This is a genomic window from Acidiphilium sp. AL, assembly GCF_025499445.1.
Taxonomy (GTDB): Bacteria; Pseudomonadota; Alphaproteobacteria; order Acetobacterales; family Acetobacteraceae; genus Acidiphilium; species Acidiphilium iwatense.
Map to the genome: position 1 here is coordinate 33,588 of NZ_JAIMBZ010000021.1, position 21,353 is coordinate 54,940.

At 65.3% G+C, this 21,353-nt stretch carries 19 protein-coding genes; 13 read left to right on the top strand and 6 right to left on the bottom strand.

The window, feature by feature from the left end:
• Positions 1–43 precede the first annotated feature (43 nt).
• The 3 genes from AiwAL_RS12695 (at position 44) to AiwAL_RS12705 (ending at position 3,581) form a co-directional block, all read left to right on the top strand.
• Positions 44–1,879, top strand: a complete 1,836-nt coding sequence (locus tag AiwAL_RS12695; RefSeq protein ID WP_235705234.1) for a calcium-binding protein — start codon at positions 44–46, stop codon at positions 1,877–1,879.
• A 92-nt stretch (positions 1,880–1,971) separates the two neighbouring features.
• Complete coding sequence (locus AiwAL_RS12700; protein WP_235705235.1) at positions 1,972–2,823, top strand: carbon-nitrogen hydrolase family protein; 852 nt, start codon at positions 1,972–1,974, stop codon at positions 2,821–2,823.
• A complete protein-coding gene (locus tag AiwAL_RS12705) occupies positions 2,820–3,581 on the top strand; it encodes an NAD kinase (protein ID WP_235705236.1) in 762 nt (253 codons plus the stop codon). Before AiwAL_RS12700 ends, AiwAL_RS12705 begins: the two co-directional genes overlap by 4 nt.
• Before the next feature lie 18 nt (positions 3,582–3,599).
• On the opposite strand, the gene AiwAL_RS12710 is transcribed toward AiwAL_RS12705, so the two are convergent.
• Complete coding sequence (locus AiwAL_RS12710) at positions 3,600–4,583, bottom strand: malate dehydrogenase (RefSeq protein WP_262312803.1); 984 nt, start codon at positions 4,581–4,583, stop codon at positions 3,600–3,602.
• Between the two features lie 81 nt (positions 4,584–4,664).
• On the opposite strand from AiwAL_RS12710, the gene AiwAL_RS12715 reads away from it, so the two are divergent.
• Positions 4,665–5,252, top strand: a complete 588-nt coding sequence (locus tag AiwAL_RS12715) for a regulatory protein RecX (RefSeq protein ID WP_262312804.1) — start codon at positions 4,665–4,667, stop codon at positions 5,250–5,252.
• A gap of 233 nt (positions 5,253–5,485) precedes the next feature.
• Here AiwAL_RS12715 and AiwAL_RS12720 read toward each other — a convergent pair whose 3' ends face one another.
• The 3 genes from AiwAL_RS12720 to AiwAL_RS12730 all read right to left on the bottom strand — a co-directional run bounded on the left by AiwAL_RS12720 (position 5,486) and on the right by AiwAL_RS12730 (position 7,940).
• A complete protein-coding gene (locus AiwAL_RS12720; protein WP_262312805.1) occupies positions 5,486–5,770 on the bottom strand; it encodes a hypothetical protein in 285 nt (94 codons plus the stop codon).
• A 164-nt stretch (positions 5,771–5,934) separates the two neighbouring features.
• Positions 5,935–7,200, bottom strand: a complete 1,266-nt coding sequence (locus tag AiwAL_RS12725; RefSeq protein ID WP_262312806.1) for an MFS transporter — start codon at positions 7,198–7,200, stop codon at positions 5,935–5,937.
• The gene (locus tag AiwAL_RS12730; protein ID WP_235705241.1) at positions 7,197–7,940 is read right to left on the bottom strand and encodes an MBL fold metallo-hydrolase; all 744 of its coding nucleotides are present in this window, start codon (positions 7,938–7,940) and stop codon (positions 7,197–7,199) included. The genes AiwAL_RS12725 and AiwAL_RS12730 overlap by 4 nt, the downstream gene beginning before the upstream one ends.
• Before the next feature lie 81 nt (positions 7,941–8,021).
• On the opposite strand from AiwAL_RS12730, the gene AiwAL_RS12735 reads away from it, so the two are divergent.
• The 9 genes from AiwAL_RS12735 (at position 8,022) to AiwAL_RS12775 (ending at position 20,344) form a co-directional block, all read left to right on the top strand.
• Entirely contained in the window at positions 8,022–8,684 is a 663-nt protein-coding gene (locus AiwAL_RS12735) for a metalloregulator ArsR/SmtB family transcription factor (RefSeq protein WP_235705242.1), read from the top strand.
• A 77-nt stretch (positions 8,685–8,761) separates the two neighbouring features.
• Positions 8,762–9,418: a thioredoxin domain-containing protein gene (locus tag AiwAL_RS12740; RefSeq protein WP_262312807.1), complete on the top strand. Its 657-nt coding sequence runs from the start codon at positions 8,762–8,764 to the stop codon at positions 9,416–9,418.
• 105 nt (positions 9,419–9,523) lie between these two features.
• A complete protein-coding gene (locus AiwAL_RS12745) occupies positions 9,524–10,792 on the top strand; it encodes an efflux RND transporter periplasmic adaptor subunit (protein ID WP_235705244.1) in 1,269 nt (422 codons plus the stop codon).
• Positions 10,789–12,180 (top strand): TolC family protein, encoded by a 1,392-nt coding sequence (locus AiwAL_RS12750; RefSeq protein ID WP_262312808.1) that lies wholly within the window; start codon positions 10,789–10,791, stop codon positions 12,178–12,180. Before AiwAL_RS12745 ends, AiwAL_RS12750 begins: the two co-directional genes overlap by 4 nt.
• A complete protein-coding gene (locus AiwAL_RS12755; RefSeq protein WP_235705246.1) occupies positions 12,177–12,947 on the top strand; it encodes an ABC transporter ATP-binding protein in 771 nt (256 codons plus the stop codon). The genes AiwAL_RS12750 and AiwAL_RS12755 overlap by 4 nt, the downstream gene beginning before the upstream one ends.
• A complete protein-coding gene (locus AiwAL_RS12760) occupies positions 12,947–15,370 on the top strand; it encodes an ABC transporter permease (RefSeq protein ID WP_262312809.1) in 2,424 nt (807 codons plus the stop codon). The genes AiwAL_RS12755 and AiwAL_RS12760 overlap by 1 nt, the downstream gene beginning before the upstream one ends.
• Before the next feature lie 23 nt (positions 15,371–15,393).
• Positions 15,394–17,832: an ABC transporter permease gene (locus AiwAL_RS12765; protein WP_262312810.1), complete on the top strand. Its 2,439-nt coding sequence runs from the start codon at positions 15,394–15,396 to the stop codon at positions 17,830–17,832.
• Entirely contained in the window at positions 17,829–19,160 is a 1,332-nt protein-coding gene (locus AiwAL_RS12770; protein WP_262312811.1) for a sigma-54 dependent transcriptional regulator, read from the top strand. Before AiwAL_RS12765 ends, AiwAL_RS12770 begins: the two co-directional genes overlap by 4 nt.
• Positions 19,157–20,344 carry a PAS domain-containing sensor histidine kinase gene (locus AiwAL_RS12775; RefSeq protein ID WP_235705250.1) on the top strand — a complete coding sequence of 396 codons (1,188 nt, stop codon included), beginning with the start codon at positions 19,157–19,159 and terminating at the stop codon, positions 20,342–20,344. The genes AiwAL_RS12770 and AiwAL_RS12775 overlap by 4 nt, the downstream gene beginning before the upstream one ends.
• A gap of 50 nt (positions 20,345–20,394) precedes the next feature.
• Here the strand turns inward: AiwAL_RS12775 and AiwAL_RS12780 are convergent, their stop codons facing one another.
• Entirely contained in the window at positions 20,395–20,706 is a 312-nt protein-coding gene (locus AiwAL_RS12780) for a hypothetical protein (protein ID WP_235705251.1), read from the bottom strand.
• Positions 20,707–21,166: 460 nt separating this feature from the next.
• The coding region (locus tag AiwAL_RS12785) for a hypothetical protein (protein ID WP_262312812.1) at positions 21,167–21,353 on the bottom strand (187 nt) is incomplete at its 5' end.

Sequence of the window (21,353 nt, forward strand, 5' to 3'; positions counted from 1 at the left end):
AAGACTCCGTGTTGCCCCAAAGCTGCCATTGAAGGAGAATTTCGTGTCCGGTTCCCAGATCTCTACGAGCGTCGTCTCCGTCGAGAGCGCCGCGGGCCAGGTTGTGTCGTTCAATGTCGATTCCAGCCTCGCCCCCGTCATCGAACGGCAATTGACCAACAATATCACCTATCTGGTCGTCAACCCGACGCCCTATACGCCGATCACCGCCTCGCCCGTCGTCCTGAACGCGGACGGCAGCGCCGGTTCGCTTCCCTCGGTGCCGAACAATTTCAGCACCGCCGACTACGTCTATCTTTCGGGCACGGTTGCCACGCCGGGGTCGATCACTCTGCCGAACCAGACGATCGGGTCGAATCTCGGCTTTGCCGGGTTGATCGCGACATTCGCCGGCAGCGAGACCGTCACCGGCGGCGCCGGCGAAAATCAGCTCGTGGTGACCAGCGCGCAGACCAACCTGACCTGGGACCCCAAGGGCGGCACGGGCGTCGATTCCATCTATGCCGGCGGCGGCAACAACAATTTCACCCTCGACGGGGTCAATTACAGCGTCGTGGTGAACAGCGGCAACAACACGATCACCGCCGCCCAGAACACCAACCCGTCCAACCCCAACAGCTACAACGAAATTTCCACTTCCGGCGGCAACAACACGATCAATCTGGATTCCGGGTCGAGCACGGTGACCTCCGGCGGCAACGACCGGATCATCGCCCATAACGCCGGCAACCAGATCACGGTGACCGGCAACGCGTTCGTCGGCCTGCCCGCAGGTTCCGCGAACAACCAAGTCTCCGCGACCGGCAGCGATACCGTCAATGTCTACGGCACCGGCAACGCGGTGAGCGCGAGCGGCGGGGCGAGCGTATTCGTCGGCGGCGATCAGAACGCGATCGCGATGAATGGCGGCGTCCAGGCAATGGTCAGCGGCAACGGGAACACGATCTCGGGCAGCGGGAGCGCAGCACTCGCGGTTTTCGGCCAGAACAATGTCGTCGACGGCGCGACCTCGGGCGGGATATTCGCGTACGGCAGCGGCAATATCGTCAATGCCTCCGGGGCGGACACCGTGCTTCTCAACGGCACCGGCAACACGGTGAACGACAACGGCGCCGGCGTGATTTTCGCCGGGGGCACCAACAACTCGATCACCGCCAGCAACAGCACCTTCGTCGTGCTCGGCGGCAGCGGCACCAGCGATAGCGCGACCCTGAGCGGCACGGCGATCGGTTTCGCCCAAGGCAACGCCTCGATCGACGCGACTGGGAGCAATTACGTCATTTTCGCCGCCGGCTCGAACAGCGCGACGCTCGGCGGAGGCTCGCTCGCCTATGTCGGCGCGGGAGCGGACACGGTCAGCGCCGCCGGTTCGGCCTTCGTCTATGGCGGTGCGGGCTCGCTGGACTTCATCGGCGGATCGTCCCACAGCGTCATCGAGCGCGGCATCGGCAGCGTGACCGCGCAAGCGGGGGCCGGCGGGCTGACCGCGTTCGGCGGTATCAGCGGCAGCAATTCGCTCACAGGCGGTTCCGGCACCAATACGCTCTACGCGGGCGGCAATGGCGACACATTGACCGGCGGGAGCGGAACCAACAATCTCGTCGCCGGACCGGGAAGTGCGACCATGATCGGCGGCGCCAATGCCGCCCTGAACAATTTCGTCTTCGACGGCAATTCGGCCGGGACAACCGACGTGATCAGCGGTTTCCGTCTCGCGACCGACAAGATCACGCTGGGTTCGGGGATCACGGTAACTACGCAGACCGTCTCGGGCGGCGCGCTGAGCCTCACCTTGAGCGATGGCACGCATATTGCCATGACCGGCATCACCTCGCCCCTCACCGCCGCCGGCAGCGGATCGGGCACGGTCCTGACCTGATCGTCTCCCACGCCTGAACCCCCCGCGCCGGTCTCTCTCGGTCACCGCCCCGTGATCTTGCAGAGGCCGGCAACGCGGCGCACCATGGCGCCATGCAGAACGATCCCCTTCGCCTCACGGTCATCCAGATGGCGCCCGGCGCCGACAAATCCGCCAATATCGAACAGGCGCGCGGCTTGATCGAAGCGGCGATCGCACAGGACCGGCCGCATCTGATCGCCCTGCCGGAAATCTGGACCTGTCTGGGCGGCAACCGGGCCGCCAAATTCGCCGCCGCCGAAATCCTGCCGCCCGAAGGATCGAACGAGGCGGGGGGCGTGGCTTATGAATTTCTGCGCGCGATCGCCCGTCGCCATGAAATCCATGTCCATGGCGGGTCGATCGGCGAATTGAGCGGCGAAAAACTGTTCAACACAACCATCGTCTTCGATCCCGGCGGCCGCGAGATCGCGCGCTATCGCAAGATCCATCTGTTCGACATCACCACGCCGGACGGCCAGGGCTACCGCGAAAGCGCCGTCTACGGCGCGGGCGAGCAGGTCGTCACCGCGCAGATCGGCGCGCTTACCGTGGGATTGACCATCTGCTACGATATGCGCTTCCCGGAACTCTATCTTTCGCTGCGCCGCGCCGGGGCGGATCTCATCATGGTCCCCGCCGCCTTCACCCTGCAGACCGGCAAGGATCACTGGGAGGTTCTGCTGCGCGCGCGGGCGATCGAGACCCAATGCTGGATCGCCGCTCCCGCCTGCACCGGCACGCATTACGACGGTTCGAACGAACCGCGCGTGACCTACGGAAATTCCCTGATCGCCGACCCTTGGGGGCATGTCGTAGCGCGGGTCTCCGACGGTCCGGGCTTCGCCACCGCGCGCATCGATGCGGCGCGCATCGCCAGGGTCCGCCGCGACATGCCCGTTCTCGACCACCGAAAACTCGCTTGACCGCGATTCATTTTGCCGCGGCGTCGACCGATCAGGCCCGCGCGGCGCGGGACCGGCTGGTCGCCCGATATGGCGACGCGCCGCCGGATGCCGCGGAGGTCGTCGTCGCTCTCGGCGGCGACGGGCTGATGCTGGAAACCATCCATCGCCTGCTCGACCACGCCCTGCCGGTCTATGGCATGAATTGCGGTTCGGTCGGCTTTTTGATGAACGATTTCTCGGAGAACGACCTGCCCGCGCGCATCGCCCGCGCCCACAGCAACGACCTGCACCCGCTGCGGATGCACGCGGTCACCGCGACCGGCGCGGTCGAAGAGGCGCTCGCTTTCAACGAAGTCAGTCTGCTGCGCCAACTCCGTCAGGCGGCCAAGATTCGGATTTCGATCGACGGCAAAATGCGCCTGCCGGAACTGATCTGCGACGGGGTTCTGATTTCCACGCCGGCCGGCTCGACCGCCTATAACCTGTCCGCCCACGGACCGATCGTGCCGCTTTCGGCCAATCTGCTGCCGCTGACGCCGATTTCCGCGTTCCGGCCGCGCCGCTGGCGCGGCGCCCTGCTGCCCACCAGCAGCGAGATCCTGTTCGAGATTCTGGAGCCGGAAAAGCGCCCGGTCGCGGCGGTGGCCGATTTCAGCGAGGTGCGCCGCGTGGTCTCGGTTGCGGCCAGCGAAGACCGTTCGGTCTGCGCGCAAATCCTCTCGGACCCCGACCGGGCCTTGTCGGAGCGGATCATCCGGGAGCAGTTCACGGTATAAACCGCTCCCGGCATTCGGTCACTTCAGCAAATGCGCAATCGCCGCGCGCTCTTCCTTGAGTTCGTTCAGCGTGATCTCGAAGCGCGAGCGGGCGAACTCGTCGAGGGCGAGGTCGCGGATGCGCGTCACCTTGCCGCCCGAGGCCGTCACCGGCACGCCGAACATGATGCCCTCGGGCACGCCGTAGCCGCCGTCCGACGCCACCGCCATCGACACCCAGCGCCCGTTCGAGCCGACCACCCAATCGCGCACCTGATCGATCGCCGCATTCGCCGCCGACGCCGCGGAGGAGGCGCCGCGCGCCTCGATCACCGCGGCACCGCGCTTGCCGATGGTCGGGATGAAGGTTTCGCGGTTCCACGCCTCGTCGCCGACCAGCTCGGCGAGCTTGCGACCGCCCGCCTCGGCGAACCGCCAGTCGGGATACATGGTCGGCGAGTGATTGCCCCAGATGATCAGTTTTTCGATATCGCCGACATTCACCCCGGCCTTGGCGGCGAGCACCGAGGCGGCGCGGTTGTGATCGAGCCTGATCATCGCGGAAAAACAGTCGGGCGACAGGTCGGGGGCCGATTTCATCGCGATATAGGCGTTGGTGTTGGCCGGGTTGCCGACCACCAGAACCCGCACGTCGCGTTTCGCCGCGTCGTTCAGCGCGCGGCCCTGGACGGTGAATATCTCGGCATTCGCCCCAAGCAGGTCCTTGCGCTCCATGCCCTTGCCGCGCGGCCGCGCCCCCACCAGGAAGCCGATATCGATATCCTTGAACGCGGTCTTGGGATCGTCGGTCGCGACCATGCCTGCGAGCAGCGGGAAGGCGCAATCCTCCAGCTCCATCATCACCCCGCCCAGCGCACCTTGCATCTGCGGCAGGTCGAGCAAATGCAGAATGACCGGCTGATCCGGCCCGAGCAGCGCGCCGCTCGCGATGCGGAAGATCAGTGCATAGGCGATCTGGCCGGCGGCACCGGTCACTGCGATTCGGACGGGGGATTTTGCCATGGGACATGCTCCTTGTTCGGTGGCGGCACTATCGCCCGCGCGGGCTTCCGGTCAAGGCGGGCGCCGTGCCAATCTGACCCGATGAAACGCAACCCTCGCGATATCGGCGCACCACCCGACGCCGCCCGGCTGCGCGAAGCCGCTCTCGCCCATCTTGCCCGTTTCGCCGCGACCGAAGCCGGGCTCGCCCGCGTGCTCGGCCGCCGCGTCGATCGCTGGGTGCGCGCGGCGGAATCTGCCGGACTCGCGCCCGACTCCATCGCCCAGGCGCGCCGGGACGGCCGTGCCGCGATCCCTTTGGTGATCGCCGCCCTGCGCGACCTCGGCGCTCTGAACGACACCACTTTCGCCGAATCGCGCGCACGGCGACTTGCGCGTGAGGGACATTCCCGCCGCGCGGCACTCGTGCATCTCGCGATGAAGGGTGTGGATCAGGATATTGCCGCCGAAGCGCTGCCCGAAAGCCCCGAGCGGGATCTTGCCGCCGCCTGCGCCTATCTGCGCCGCCGCCGCCTGCCGCCGTTCGCCGGAGGTGAAGCGCTGCGCATGAAAGCTCTGGCCGCCCTCGCGCGCGGCGGCTTCGATCGCGATATCGCCGAACGCGCCCTCGCCCTCGATGCCGATTCCGCCGAAACGCTGGTCATCGCGCTCCGCCAGGGCACGCTCTAAAATGACGCGGGCGGAGCCGCCTCCGCCCGCGTCATATTCCTAACAAACGCTAAAAATCAGCCGCTGGTGTCCCGATTCGGAAGTTCGTTGGTGCCGATAGAGGCGTTTTACGAACTTCCGAATCGATCAGGACACTAGCAAACATTTGATTCCAGTGTGGTTTATGGTTCTGAAGTTCCTAAAATCGCTACCGCGTATGTATAGGAACTTCAGAACCACCACACTGGCCGGGATTACGATCGGCCCTGGGTCTGGCCAATCTGGGCGAAGCGGGTCGCCCGATGCGGCGCCGCGATGGTCGGGTAATTCTGCCCGACGGTGACATCGGCGATCCGGGCGGACACAACCGGGGTCGCGGCCGCGCCGAAAGCCGGATAGGCCTCGCCGATTACCGCGGGGGCCGACGCGGAAACCACCGGCTGAGCCGGCAGGTTCGGAATGCCCTGACCCGCCTGGGCGGCGCCGGCACCGGCAATGGTGGCGACGGCAAGGGCGGCGACAGCAAGAATGTTTTTCATGACAAGCTCCAGTTCCGATCGGGTGGGGCGGCCTCACCATGGGGCCATTTCCATCTCACCCGGTGCTGAGCGGAACATAAGCTTCTGCCCGATCGCTAACCACGCGTGCAATGCGCATAGAATTCATAACGCCAGGAGATGAATGGCTCCCTTGACCTGATTGGCTATTCCAAGTGCGGAGCAGCTTGTTTCGGCTCTTTGGTACCGAAGGCGATCCAGACACCGGACAGGGCGACGAGCACTGCGGTCAGTCCCATCGCCGGCCTGACCGCGCCCGAAAACTGGGCGACGAGGCCGAGCAGGATGGCGCCGATCGCGTAACCGGTGTCACGCCAGTAGCGATAGGTGCCGAGCGCCTTGCCGCGCCAGAGCGGCGGCGTCAGGTCCGACATCGCGGCGATCAGGTTGGGGTAGAGTAGCGCCATGCCGAACCCCATGATCGCGGCGGCGGGGAACCACACAATCGGCGCCGTGCCGATCGCGGTCAGCGCGATCCCCGCGGCGAGGAGAGAAAATCCGGTCACGATCGGCGGTTTGCGGCCGATCCGGTCGGCGAGATGCCCGGTCCAGAGCTGCGAGAACCCCCAGACCATCGCATAGAGGCCGGTGATCCAGCCGATTTCGGCGAGCTTCATGCCGTGAGCCGCGAAAAATACCGGAAACAACGCCCAGACCAGCGTGTCGGCGATCTTGTTGGCGACACCGCCCTGGCAGAGCGCGCGATATTGCGGATCGCGGAACGACACCACCATGAAGATCGCACCCCAGCCGGGGGTTGCTGCGCCGATTGTGCTCGTGGGCTTCGTCTGCGCGTGTTCGGCACGCACCCAGGGCAGCGTGTCGCGCACCCCAATCAGCAGGATCAGTGCCATGGCGATGGTGACCAAGCCAAAACCGAGCAGCGCCGTGCGCGGCCCGAATGCCTGCGCCAGATAGGCGCAAGCGAGCCCGGCGATGCCGACCGCGACATAGCCGGTCGCCTCGTTGATGCCGACCGCAAGGCCGCGCTGATCACTGCCGGCGAGATCGATCTGGCTGGTCACCGTCATCGTCCAGGTGAAACCCTGGTTGATGCCGAGGAAAATATTGGCGGCGATGATCCACCACCAGTTCGGCGCCAGATAGATCAGCACCGGGATCGGCAGCGCGGCGAGCCAGCCCATCAGCAGCACGCGCTTGCGGCCGACCCGGTCCGACAGGGTGCCGGCCACGAAATTCAGCACCCCCTTCACCAGACCGAAGGACAGCACGAAGCTCGCGAGGAAGAAGAAGGCGTGGGACCTGACGCCGAAATCGGTACTCAGCGCGGGCAGCACCGCGCGCTCCATGCCGATCACCAGACCGACGAAAAACACCTGAACCGCCTGCAGCGCGAACTGACCCTGGTTGAGCCTGATGCCGCGCCGATACGCCTGCGCGGTGAGGTTCATTCGGCGACCTTCGTCATCAACCCGGCATTGACGGCGCGATTCGCCGCCGCATTCTCGGGAGGTGGCGGGATATCGTCGACCATGAAGCGAATGAAAGCGGCTTCGTCGGTCATCGCGAAGGCCCTGTTGTGCCGAAGCTCGAAGCCGATGGTGGAGGATGGCTTGCCGGACAGGCCGCGCCCGCAGACCGAGCCGGCGAAAGCGCCGGGCAGGATCTCCAGATATTCCGGCAGCACCTTCAGCCGGGCGAGGCTGCGGAACAGATTGCGCGCGCCGGTCGCGGCGTCGCTCGCCAGCTCGGTACGGCCGACATCGCCCACCATCAGCGTATGGCCGGTCAGCACGAACCACGGCTCGCCGGCACGGGTGCGGTCGGTCACCAGAAGACAGAGATGCTCCGGCGTATGGCCCGGCGCGTGCAGCACATCGAGCACGACATTGCCGAGCGAAAGCCTGTCGCCATCGGCCACGCCGTGGAAGGCGAAGCCGGTCATCGCACTTTCGTGCAGCACGTAATCGGCCCCGGCCGCTTCGGCGAGGGCGCGCCCGGCGGAGCGATGATCGGCGTGGAGATGGGTATCGATCACCCAGCGGAGCGGCGTGGCGGAGAACTCCGCCGCTTGCAGATACGGTTCGATCGGGAACAGCGGATCGACCGCCGCACCCGCACCGCGACCGGCACAGCCGAGCAGATACGACACAGCGACCGGGTCCTGATGGTGGAATTGGCGCAGAATCATGGCATTCTCCTCGAAGACCTTGACGACCTAAACGATCTATTGTTCAATCAATCCGTTGATTGATTCCTTTATTGGAGCACCATGTCAAGCCTCGGTCCCAAGCAGCGCATCTTCGCGAGCCTCGCCGACATCGCCCAGGCGATCGGCCATGCGCATCGGCTGGAGATTCTCGAACACCTCGCGCAGGGCGAACGCAGCGTCGAGGATCTCGCCGCGCGCATCGGGTTGACCATCGCCAACACCTCGCGGCATCTGCAAATCCTGCGCCGGGCACGCCTCGCCGAGCCGCGCCGGGACGGCAAGCGGATGCTCTACAGCCTGCTCGGCGAGACCGATGTGATTGCCCTGCTCAAAGCACTCGGGCGGATCGGCGAACGGAATGTCGCCGAGATCGAGGTGGTGATGGCGAGTTATTTTCGCACGCGCGACGCGCTGGAGCCGGTTTCGCGCCAGGACTTGCTGGCGCGCATCCACGACCGCAGCGTCACCGTGCTCGACGTGCGGCCGGAGGACGAATTTGCCCAGGGCCATCTGCCGGGAGCCATCAACATTCCGCTCGCCGCCCTGGAACGCCGGATTGCGCTGCTGCCGCGCGACCAGCCGGTGATCGCCTATTGCCGCGGACCGTATTGCGTTCTCTCGGTCGAAGCCGCCAGCGCCCTGCGCCGGCTCGGCTTCGATGCGCGCCGGCTTGAGGATGGCTATCCCGAATGGAAAGCCGCCGGGTTGCAGGTGGAAACCTGATCGCCTTCCTTGCCTGAAAAAAGGTGCGAAGTTCCGCATATCAGGCTAGTTTCACAACGATAAAAGGATGAGGGACCATGAAGGGATGCCGTCTCATTGCCTTGGCCGCGATCGGTCTCGGCCTGATCGCAACACCACAGGCCCGGGCGGACGGAAGCGGTGCCGTTTCCGCCGCCAGCCTGGTCCGTCCGGGTGACCTCGTGTTCGGCAATCCGCACGGCAAGGTCACGATCGTCGATTTCTACGACATACGCTGCCCGCCCTGCCGGCATATGGACCGGCGATTCAAGCGCCTGCTGCGTCACGATCACGATGTGCGCTATGTGCCGGTGGCCTATCCGATTCTCGGGCCGGCCAGCGTGCTCGGCACCGAAGCGATGTTCGCCGCCGGCGCGCAGGGCAAACTTATTCCGTTCCGCGCCCGGCTGATGACCCAGAAACGCCCGCCGACCAACGCGATACTGAAGACTGACGCGAAAGCTCTCGGCCTCGACTGGCGGCGCATGGAATTCGCGATGAACGGCGACGGGGTGATACACCGCATCCAGGCCAATCTCCGGCGCGGACGCAGCCTCGGGATTCACGAAATCCCCACTCTTTTCATCAATAATACAAAAATCGTCGGGTCGGTGAGCTATGCCGACCTCGTCTCGCTGGTCCACGCGGCGCGAAAAACGGCGGAAGCGGCGGCACGCGGTGCTGCATCATCGCCGTCATCCACACATGGGACGTGATCGGTCCAAGAATCCCGGTTTCGGGACCGATGAGGGGACATAACAGCCCGAAACGAACTGGCCCGGATCTTGCGATGCTCCGGCGGAACCATTGCCGGAGCCGCCATGCCAGACTTCCAGATTCCCGATCAGGTTCGCCGCAAGACCAGGCTGAGACACCGCGCGGCCTGGGCGTCGGGGGTCGCGATCGGCACGGCGCTCGTCGTGGCCTTGATCTGGCTGTTGCCGTCCGGCCCGTCGGTCGCGCGGGAGTCGCTGGTGATCGGCACCGTGCATTCCGGCGCGTTCCGGGTGCGGGTGCAGGCGCCCGGCGAACTGCGCCCGCGCGGCGAGCGCTTCGTGACCGCCGCGGTGCCGGGAACCGTGGCGCGGGTGTTGGTCCGCCCCGGCGATTCGGTAAAAACGGACACCGTGCTGCTCCGCCTGGTCAATCCGCATCTGCAATCGGCCCTGGTCCGCGCGCGCTCCAACCTTGCGGACGCGAAGGCGACATTGGCTTCCACCAAAGCCACGCTCGACAATAATCTGCTCTCGCTCGAAGCCGATCTCGCGACCGGGCGCGCGGCGGCGGCGGCGGCAGGCTTGCGCGCCGAGGCCGAGCGCGGACTGGAAGCCGAGCATGTCGTCGCCCGGCTCGATTACCGAAAGACGGTGCTCGATGCGGCGAATGCGCGCCAGCTTGTGGCGCTGACGCGGCAACGGATCGCCGCGTTCAGGGATAATCAGTCGGCACAGATCGAAGCGCAGAATGCGCGGGTTTCCGCGTTTCAGGCGGCGCTCGCCGAGGCGCAAGCGAATGTCGCCGCATTGTCGGTCACCGCCGGGGAACGCGGCGTGGTGCAGAGCGTTGCCGCCCGTCCCGGCCAGACGCTGGCGCTGGGCGGGGCGATCGCGCGGGTCGCGAGCCTGACCCATCTCAAGGCCGCGCTCGATGTCGCCCCCAGCGAGGCGGGCGAGATTACCGCCGGGCTGCGCGCGACGATCCGCCTGAACGATGCCGGCGAAAGCCGCATCGACGGCGTGGTGACGCGGGTGTCGCCCTCGGTGGAAAAAGGCAGCGTGCGGGTGGATGTGAAACTGCCCGCGCATTTGCCGGCGGGAACCCGCCCCGACCTCGCGGTGCTCGGCGATATCGATGTCACCACCATTCCGCGTGCGCTTTATGTGGCGCGGCCGGTTGATGCCCGGCCCGATTCGATGGCGACCGTGTTCAAGCTGGTCGATGGCGGCGACAAGGCGATTCCGGTGCGCGTCCGCTTCGGCGCCGCCTCGGCCAACGCGATCCAGGTGCTGTCCGGGTTGCCGGCCGGCGCGCGCATCATCGTCTCCGACACCGGGCGGTTCGCCGGCAAATCCCTGGTGCGCATCCGATGAGATTTTTGTTAGTGTGCATCGCGCTTGTGGCGATGCTGCCAAACGTGGCGCGGGCATCCACGCTCTGGCAGGTCTGGCGGGCCGCGCGCGCCAACGATCCGGCGTTCCTCGCGGCCGGCGCGAAATTGCGCGCGACGGCGACCGATCGTCCCGCCGCCCTCGCCGCCCTGCTGCCGCATGTCGCCCTCGCCGCCGGTGCCGGTCCGCAGAACCAGTATGCGGCGGGCCCCGAGTTCTACGGCACCGGGTTCGAGCCTATCACCGAATTTCAGCGCATCGGCGTCTCCACCTGGCAGGCGACGCTGACGCAGACCTTGTTCGACTGGGGCTCGGTCAAATCCTATCAGGCCGCCGGGTTCCGGGTTCAGGCCGCCGCCGCGACCTATCAGGCAACACTTGAGGCGCTCACGGTGAAGGTCGCCACCGATTACGTCGCGGTTCTCGCGGCAAACGCCGATCTTGCCGCCTTGCGCGGCGCGGAACGCGGCTTCGGCAAGCAGTATCACGACGCCGAGGCGCGCTACCGGGCCGGGATGGCCGGAGTGATCGGCGCCGATGAAGCGCGGGCGGCACTGGAATCGTTGCGCGCCCAGGTGGTTCAGGCCCAAACCACGCTGATCGCCGCGCGCGAAACCCTCGCCGCACTGACCGGAAACCCGGCGATCGACGCCAATGGCTCCCTGCCTGAAGCGCTGCCGCTCCCAAAGCTCGGCGGCATTGGCGCCTGGATCGACCGCGCCCGGAGCGGCAACCCGACGCTTGCGGCGGCGAACCTGACCGCGCGCGGCGATGCGGAACTGGTTTCGGCGGCACAGGGTTCGTATCTGCCCAACGTGTCGCTGCAATTGCAGCACACCCATATCGCCCAGGGCGGACACGCGGCCTATGCGTTTCTCGGCCAGAGCATCACCGGGCCGGGCAATCTGCTCCAGCAGGGCAATTCGGTCACCGTGCAGCTCAACTGGCACGTGTTTTCCGGCGGCGCGACGGTTGCCGCGACCGACCGCGCGCGGGCGCTGCGCGACGAGGCGCACGATAACGCCGCGACAGCGCAGCTTACGGTGATCCGCACCATCCGCACCGATTATTTCGCCCTCACGCTCGACCGCTCGCGGCTCGATGCCGCGCGATCGGCGGCGCTGGTCGCGGCGAAGGCGGTGCGGGCCGCAAGCGACGGGGTACGCGCCGGGCTGATCAGCGAAAGCGACCTGATCGCCGATCGTCAGCAATTGCTATCCGCCGACCTCGCGCTGCATGCGGCGATCGTCTCGGCGATCGGTCATGAACTCGGCCTTGCCCAGGCGGAAGGCAGCGCCACCCCCGCGTTAGTGCATAGTCTATCCACGACAATCGCTCCCACGCATAATCCGAAGGAAGCCAAACCATGACCAATGCCCCCGTGATCGAAGGCCCGGTGATCGAGGTACGCGACCTCACGAAAATCTATCGCACCGATCAGGTGGAGACCCATGCGCTCGCCGGGGTCGATCTGGCGGTCGGGCGCGGCGAATATGTCGCGGTCACCGGGCCGTCGGGCTGCGGCAAATCGACCTTGATGGCGATTCTCGGCCTGCTCGACGACCCGACGGGTGGGAGCTATCGCCTCGCCGGGCAGGACGCGGCGGGATTGCGCGAACGCGACCGCGCCGCGTTCCGCAACCGGCATATCGGCTTCGTGTTTCAGGCGTTCAACCTGATCGGTGATCTCACCGTCGCGGAAAACGTCGCCCTGCCCTTGATCTATCGCGGCGGCATCGCCAAAGCCGAGCGCGAGGCGCGGGTGGCCGCGATGCTATCGGATATCGGCATCGTGCACCGGGCGAACCACTATCCGGCGCAATTGTCGGGCGGCCAGCAGCAGCGCGTCGCGATCGCGCGCGCGCTGGTGACCGAACCGGACATCATTCTTGCCGACGAACCCACGGGAAATCTCGATTCGCGCTCCGGCGAGTCAGTGATGGAACTGCTGGAGGAGCTGAACACCAAAAAGGGTGCGACGATCCTGATGGTGACGCATGATCTCCACTACGCCCGCCGCGCGCGGCGCATCGTGCTCCTGTCCGACGGTCAGGTGGTCGATGAGGGGTTCGGCGAAACCGTGGTCACGCTGCACCCCGAAGATGATCTGCCGGAAAACGCAAGGAATGCCTTGTGATGTTCGGAACACTTGCCCACGACGGGTCGGTGGCGTGGCGCGGGCTGATCCGCAAACCATTCTACCCGATCGCGACCATCATTATGTTAGCCTTCGCCATCGCCGCGAATGCGACCGCTTTCGGCATTTTCTACGGGTTTTTGCTCCGCCCCCTGCCATATCGCGACCCGCGACAGATAAAATTGGTGGGCGAATTCCTGCCGAACTTCAACCCGGATTTCGCCAATATATCACCAAGCGCCTATCGCGTCATCCGTCGTGACATTCCACAGATGGCCGATGCGGGTCTCTACAGCTATGGCGGCGCCGCCCCGGTGATGATCGCGCATCATCCGAAAGCAATCACCTACAGCCGGGAAACGCCATCGTTCTTTCGTACGCTTGGGGTGGTGCCGCTGCTTGGCAGGCTGCCCAGCCTTGCCGCTGGCCGGCAAGGCGGACCCGCTGAAATCACGATTTCCGCCAAGTTCTGGCACAGCGCCTATGACGGCAACCGGAATGTGCTGAACCACCGGCTAACGGTAAACGGCATCGATTACCGGATCGTCGGTGTTCTGCCACGCGATTATGCCTTCAACGCCGGTGCGGATGCCCAGCTTCCTCTTGTGCTGCCGATCAAGGGGCTACGCGAACAGACCCTCAACTCTGTCATGATCGTCCGGACACCAGCCAATCTTTCTGCCGCGCAGGCTAACCTGCTGCTGGCAGACGCGCTGCCGCAAATCCGCAAAAGAGTATTGCCGCGCCTCGCCACCATGTTCGGGCACGGCCTCAAGGTCGAAACCCGCAAACTGCGACCTTCGTTCACCGCAGGCTCCAGCCTTGGTGCATTGCCCTGGGTCCTGCAAGGCACGGCGCTTCTTCTGCTGCTTCTCGCAATCGCCAACGCTGCCAACCTGGCGTTAGTACGGCATCGCTCGCGCCTGCACGAATTCGCGTTGCGCCGTGTGCTGGGCGGGTCCGGGGCGGATCTCATGCGGCTGCTGTTTCTGGAACAAATTCCGCTGTTCGCGGTCCTCTCGGCAACCGGAACCATCCTGGCATGGCTCGGCGCACGATTCATCCTGTCCTATGGCTCGGCGATCGTCTCGCCGCCGTTCCGCTTCGGGTTCGGTTGGGACGACATCGCCTGCGTCCTGGTGCTCTCTGTCGTTTCACTGCTTGCGGTCACGATCGCACCGATCATGCTGACATCCCGGCTGAAGCTGCAATCGGCGATCGGCCAGGGACCGAAATCGACCCTCGGCAGGGGTGCCCGCATAGTCCAGCGCGGTCTCGGCATCGGTCAGATTGCGCTAGCCTTCGCGCTGCTCGCCGGCAGCCTGACCCTGACCGTCAGCCTGCATCGCTTCCTGAACCGCCCGCTCGGCTTTCAGCCAGACCACCACATCGTCGCGAGCATACTGGCCCCAAAATCCATCGACATGACAGCCGCCATGGAGCCGGCGATCGCCCGACTCCGGCAACAATCTTATGTCCGGTCGGTAACGGGAGTCGGTTTTGGGACCAGACCGTTTTCCCATTCAAATGCAACCATTCCGATCCGGCGCATGGCGCCCGGTTCGAAGCCGCATAACATCAACGTGACGCTTGCAGGCGATAACTTTTTCTCCGCGATGGATATTCATATCCTGAAGGGCCGTGCGCTCAGGTCGCTCGATCAACAACATGGCGCCAAGGTTGTTGTCCTGGGCGCAGGCAGCGCGCGACGGCTATTCGGCACCACGAACATTGTCGGACGCATGGTTCACCTTGTCCTTCTCGGCGATTTCCGGGTGGTGGGCGTCGCGGCGCCGGTTGTCTGGCGCAGCAAGCCGTGGAACCGGACCTTTGGGACGGTCTATGTTCCCGCGTCCTCGTTCAAGGTCAGGGCCTACCCGGTTTATGTCGCGGATATCATCGTGAATGTGCGCGGCTCCATTCATAGCGCCGGACAGGATGCAAAAAAACTGATCGAATCGGCGATTCCCGGCGCGGTCGTTACCTCGGTCCGGCCTTACCATGCGATCATCGCCCGTTACCTCGGCTTCCGCCATCTGGCTGCCTCGATCGTCTCGATTTTCGCCGTCCTCGCCTTGGTGCTCGCTGCACTCGGCGTCTATGCCGTCAATGCCTTCATCGCCCGCGCCCGCCTGCCCGAATACGGCATGCGCGCAATGCTTGGTGCCAGCCCGCAACACCTGCTCAGGCTCGCCCTGACCGACGCGGCGTGGCTGCTCGGGCTCGGCCTCGCGAGTGGTCTGATCGGCGGGTTTCTGCTGGTTCGCGCCATGCTTCCGCTCCTGTTCCACGTCAATCAAATCGCCCCCGCCGTCTTCGCCATTTCCCTCGCCATCATCGCCATCATCGTGCTCGCCGCCGCATGGCGCCCTGCCGCGCGGGCGGCGAACACGCCGGTCAAGACGCTGCTGGATGCGGGGTGAATGGAAAAACCATGGAAAATCGCATGCAAGATCACCTCTCGACCCTGGTTCACGACGCTTCGGTCGCATGGCGCGGGCTGATCCGCAAACCGTTCTATCCGATCGCCACAATTATCATGTTAGTGCTTGCGATCGGCGCGAATGCGGCGGCGTTCGGCATTTTCTACAGCTACGATCTGAAGCCGCTGCCCTATGCGCATCCGTCCCGGCTGGTTCTGGTCCGCGAGATGATCCCGAGGAGCGGCCTGAACTTTGCGATGACCTCGCCGGATACCTACCGCAAACTTCGCGCCGCGCTGCCATCGATCGCGGATGCGGGGCTATGGACCTTTGGCGGGTCGGTCGCCGCCCGGATCGACGGCAAGCCGCGCGCCGTTCATGCCGTCAGCGTCACGCCGTCGTTTTTCTCGACGCTGGGCGTGCGGCCGGCATTGGGCCGGTTGCCAAGTCTTGCGTCCGGCCACAAAGGCGGCCCGAAACAGGCGATGATTTCCTATCGGTTCTGGCAAAGCGCTTACAGCGGCGATGCCGGCGCCATCGGCAAGAGAGTTTCGTTCAACGGCGCACATTACCGGATCGTGGGGGTTCTGCCCCGATCGTTCGGCTTTATGAACCCGACCGATCTCTGGGCGTCATTCGTGCTGCCTCGAACCGGCGAGCAGGCCAGCAACATCGACGATTTCATGCCCGCCGAATTAGCGCCCGGCGTGTCACTCGGCCAATTCAACGCGAATTTGCACCGGTTCCTGCATGAGGAGGAACGGGAGGCGACACCCGAACGCGCCGCGAAAATGCGCGCGGAACGGCGGCGCCTCGATGCACGGCCGATTCGTCAGGTGTTGCTTCTGGCAAACAGCGATATCGGCGATATCCCGATCCTGCTCCAGGGCGCCGCGCTGTTCCTTCTGCTGCTCGCGGTGATCAATGCCGCCAATCTCGCGCTGGTGCGTCATCGGTCACGCATGCATGAACTGGCGCTGCGCCGGGCGCTGGGGGGCTCGCGGCTCGATTTGCTGCGGCTGTTTCTGCTGGAACAGGTGCCGATCCTGCTCGCGATCGGTATCGGCGGATCGCTGCTCGGCTGGCTGGTGCTGCGAACCCTGGCAAGCTACCGAACGGTGTTCGACGCGCCGCCATTCGATATCGCAACCGGCTGGCCGGTATTCGGTTTCGCGTGGCTGCTCGCCCTTCTATCCAGCGTTGCGATCGCCGCCGTGCCGCTATGGCAGACATCGTCGGTGCGGATTCGGGCCGTGCTCGGCCAAGGGTCGAAAGCGACACTCACGCCCGCCACGCGGCGCATCCAGAACGCGCTCGGCGCGGTGCAAATCGCGCTGGCCGCGGCACTCCTGATCGGCAGCACCATGCTGGGATTGAGCCTTTATCGAGTCCTGACCCAGAAGCTCGGATTTTCGCCCGACAACCGGATCGTGGCGTCGGTTCTGTTGCCGGATGCACAGAACAACGCGGCGGGGTTGGACTCCACCGTCCATGCCGTGACCGAAAAAACCTTCACGGTCTCCGCCGGCGGCGTCACGTTCTGGTCGTTTCCGTTCACGCAAAATCATTCGAATACCACCGTGTCGCGGATCGCGCCCAATGCACCGTCGCATCTGGTCGTTCAGGTGCCGGTAACGCCGGGGTATTTCAGAACCTTGGGCATCCATCTTGCCCAAGGCCACCGCTTCAGCCCAGCGGCGGAAATGGCGAAAGGAAGCCATGAGGTCATTATCAGCCCCGGCGTCGCTAAAGCGATTTTCGGGCGAAAAGATGCCGTCGGGCACATGCTGAAAATCGATTCCAGCGACTACCGGATCGTCGGAATCGCCGCGCATGTTCAATGGCGGCCGACACCGTTGAAAAACGATATCGGCGTGATCTACATGCCGTTTGCCACGGCGAATTTTCATGGGTTTCCACTGACCGGCGCGACCGTCATCATCCATTATCGCGGCTCGCTCCGATCGGCGATGCGGCAGACAAAAAACGCGATCGAAACGGCGATACCCGGCGCGGTGATCACCTGGGTTCGCCCCTATCGCCGGATTATTTTCGCCTATAGCGCGCTGCGGGCGGTCGCTGCCGGGATGGTCGCCGGGTTCGCCGTTCTCGCTTTGGTTCTCGCCGCGCTTGGCGTCTATGCGGTCAACGCGTTCATCGCCCGCGCGCGGCTGCCGGAATACGGGATGCGCGCGATGCTCGGCGCCAGCCCCCAGCGCCTGCTCAGACTCGCTTTGACCGATGCCGCATGGCCGCTCGGATTCGGGCTCGCCGGCGGGGCGATCGGCGGCTATGTGTTGGTCAGAGCCATGTCACCCTTGTTGTTCCATGTCGGTGCAATCGCACCCGTCGTATTTGTCGCCTCGCTCGCGGTCATCGCGGCGATCGTGCTCGCCGCCGCATGGCGCCCCGCCGCGCGGGCGGCGAACACGCCGGTCAAGATTCTGCTGGACGCACGATGAGCAGGCAACGCATCCTGATCGCCGACGATCAGGCGGATATCCGCGCCTCCCTCGCGCTGGTGCTGCAATCGGAAGGCTACGAGACCGGCGCCGCGGCCTCGCCGGCCGAGGCGATGCTGCTGCTCAAACGCGGCGCGTGGGACGCGCTGCTGCTCGACCTCAATTTCCGCGCCGATACCACCTCGGGCGAGGAGGGTCTTGCGCTCCTGAGTTCCGTTAAACAAATTAACGCCGATCTGCCGGTGATCGTGCTGACCGGCTGGGGCTCGGTCGATCTCGCGGTGCGCGCCCTGCGCGCGGGGGCGGCGGATTTCCTCGAAAAACCCTGGGAGAATACGCGGCTGCTCGGCGTGCTGCGTGCACAGCTCGCGCTGGAAGCGGCGCGGCGCGCGACGGCGGCACTCACCATCCCGCTTCCGCAAGGGGCGATCCTGCATTCCTCGGCGACGATGCGCGCGGTGATGGCGCTGGTGGCGAAAATCGCCCATGCGGATGTGCCGGTGCTGATTACCGGCGAGAGCGGCACCGGCAAGGGAATGCTCGCGCGGCATATCGCCAGCGTCTCGCCCCGGCATGACAAGCCGTTCGTCACGGTCGATCTCGGCGCGGTGCCGGAAACCCTGATCGAGAGCGAATTATTCGGCCATGCGCGCGGTGCGTTCACCGATGCGAAGACCGATCGGCCGGGGCGGTTCGAAATCGCCAATGACGGCGTGATCTTCCTTGACGAGATCGGCAATGCGAGCCTCTCGACCCAGGCGCGGCTGCTCGGCGTGCTGGAGGATGGCCAGATCACCCGCGTCGGCGAGGCGCGGCCGCGCCGCGTGGATGTGCGGCTGATCGCCGCGACCAATGCCGATCTGCAGGAGCGGATCGCGGCGGGCGGTTTCCGGCGCGACCTGTTTTTCCGGCTCAACACGGTGGAAATCGCGCTGCCGCCGCTGCGCGAGCGGATCGACGACATTCCACTCCTCGCCGGGCAATTCCTGCTGGCCAGTGCGTCGCGCCACAACCGGCCCGCGCGCGGATTCGCCCCCGACGCGATGGCGGCGCTCACCACCTATTCCTGGCCCGGCAATGTGCGCGAGCTTGCCCATGTGGTCGAACGCGCTGCACTTCTGGCCGAGGGCGAGACCGTGCATCTGGCAGATCTCCGGCTCACCCCCGCCGGACCGGCGCCGGTGGAGCGCATGACATTGGATCAGGCGGAGCGTTACCTGATCCAGCGCGCGATGGCGGATGCGGGCGGCGACGCCGAGGCGGCGGCGAAGCAGCTCGGGCTGTCGCGCAGCGCGTTCTACCGGCGGCTCGCCTCGTTGCGGAAATGATCGCCGCGGCGCTCGCGATTCTGATCGCCGTCACGGCGGGTTATGCGCTGGCGCGGCGGCGGGCGGCACGCGATCATCGGCAGATCGCGGCACTTCTGCTCGGTTTGCGGGACGGTGACTACGCGCTGCGGGCGGCACCGGCGCACGGAGCGCGCGGCGCGGCCTTCGCGGCGGTGAATGCCCTGGCCGACGAACTCGCCGGCACCCGCCGCGCCGGCATCGAATCGGATGCGCTGCTCGGCAAGCTGCTCGGCGCGGTCGATCTCGCGATCATCGTGATCGGGCCGCGCAACACCATCATCGGCGCCAATGCGACCGCAGGCACGCTGCTCGGCGCCGACGCGGACCGGCTCACCGGCAGGCCGGTGGCGGAGCTGGGCATCGCAAGCTGGATCGAGGGCACCGGGATCGACCGGTTCGAAACGCCGCTGCCCGGTGGCGCCGGACCGTGGGAAGTGCGGCGGGTGCGCTTCCGCCGCGCCGGGCGGGACCATGTCATGCTGGTGGCGAGCGAGCTTTCGCGCGCGCTGCGCGAGGAGGAGCGGCGCGTCTGGCGCGGGCTGATCCGCGTGCTCAGCCACGAGACCGGCAATTCGCTCGGCCCGATCCAGGCGACCGCCGAGGTGTTAATGCGCGGGATCGGCGATGCCGACCCGGAGCGGCTGCATGACGGTCTCGCCCTGATCGAGCGCCGCGCGCGCGGGCTCGGCGGCTTCATCCGCCGCTATGCCGATCTCGCGCGGCTACCGCCCCCGGTGCCCGAACCGATCGCGCTGGCGTCGCTGGTCCGCCGGGTCGCCGCCCTGGAAACCCGGCGTGATGTGGTGGTCGAAACGACCACGGAGGGACTGGCCGACGCCGATCCCGCGCAGATGGAGCAGGCGCTGATCAACCTGATCCGCAACGCCACCGACGCGGCACTCGAGGGCGAAGGCGGTGTCGCGATCCGGCTGGCCGAAGACGTCCGCCATATCACCATTGAGATCATCGATGATGGGGCCGGCCTGCCGCGCAGCGAAAACCTGTTCGTTCCAGGCTTCACCACCAAACCAGGCGGCAGCGGCATCGGCCTCGTGCTTGCGCGCGAAATCATCGAGGCACATGGCGGCACGCTGGCGCTCGCCAATCGCGCGGATCGGCCCGGCGCGATCGCCCGGATTCGCCTGCCGCGCGCCAAGCCATGAGCGTCGCTTCCCCATTGGCTGCCCGCGCTAATCGAGCGGGGGCAGCGAACTCAAGTGTGTGGCCATCCCGGCAAGTGCAACCAGGCGGGCGGGTGACCTTGCGGCACTTCCATTCCCGGAAACAGTTTGTGAACCAGTAGCAGCACGATAATGAGGGCGGCGAAGAGGCGGCCCAAAACGCGGATCGCAAGAATCACCAGGCTCACCGCCACCACGACGAGTAAGATGGTCTGCACATTCGGCGGTATGCCGCCCGAAGTCATCAAAGCGGCCAGGAGACCGTCGATATACGCGACAAAATCCATCACCAGACCGGCCAGGGCCAGGATTACAGACACAACTACATCGGTGGCATGGGTCACTGCGCGGTCCTCGTTCTATTTCCTGCCATATACGCCAAGTTATCGCGCAATCCGTTATGGTTCGCTATCATTCAGGTAAATTCGCGCCCGGTACGTCACCCCGCGAGCATCCCGACGCAGGGGCAACGACTTTTTTATCAATGAATACAAAGGATTGTGCTGGATGCGTGGTGGAGGGGGCTGGATACTCCGTCAATACAATACAACTAGATGATTTTATGAATTTTTTCTTAGTGGCTCGTGGAAAATTATAATGCGCCGTACAATTTCACACAAGAGCAGATAAGAGATGTTCCGGCATATATCGAATATCGCTTGATATTACTCAATGACTGGGCCGGATCTCTATCCTCGACGCTCTCCCACTGCGATATTGAACCGAGGTAGCCGTGCCGTGACGGCGCCGACATTCACGCTCCCGCGCGGGGAGCGACTTTGACGTGTCGTCGTCATATCCCTATCAAATGGTTTCGATCCACGCTCCCGCGCGGGGAGCGACCACCTGCCTGTAAGCGCGCATTTTGACGCACATGATCGACATTTGCGTGCGGACGCGGTCATGTTCGGTGTGCTTGGGATTGAGGCTGATCCGCGCGAGTTGGCGGATCAGCCTGTGTTTTCGGCGACGCTGTCGCGTTTGCGGACGA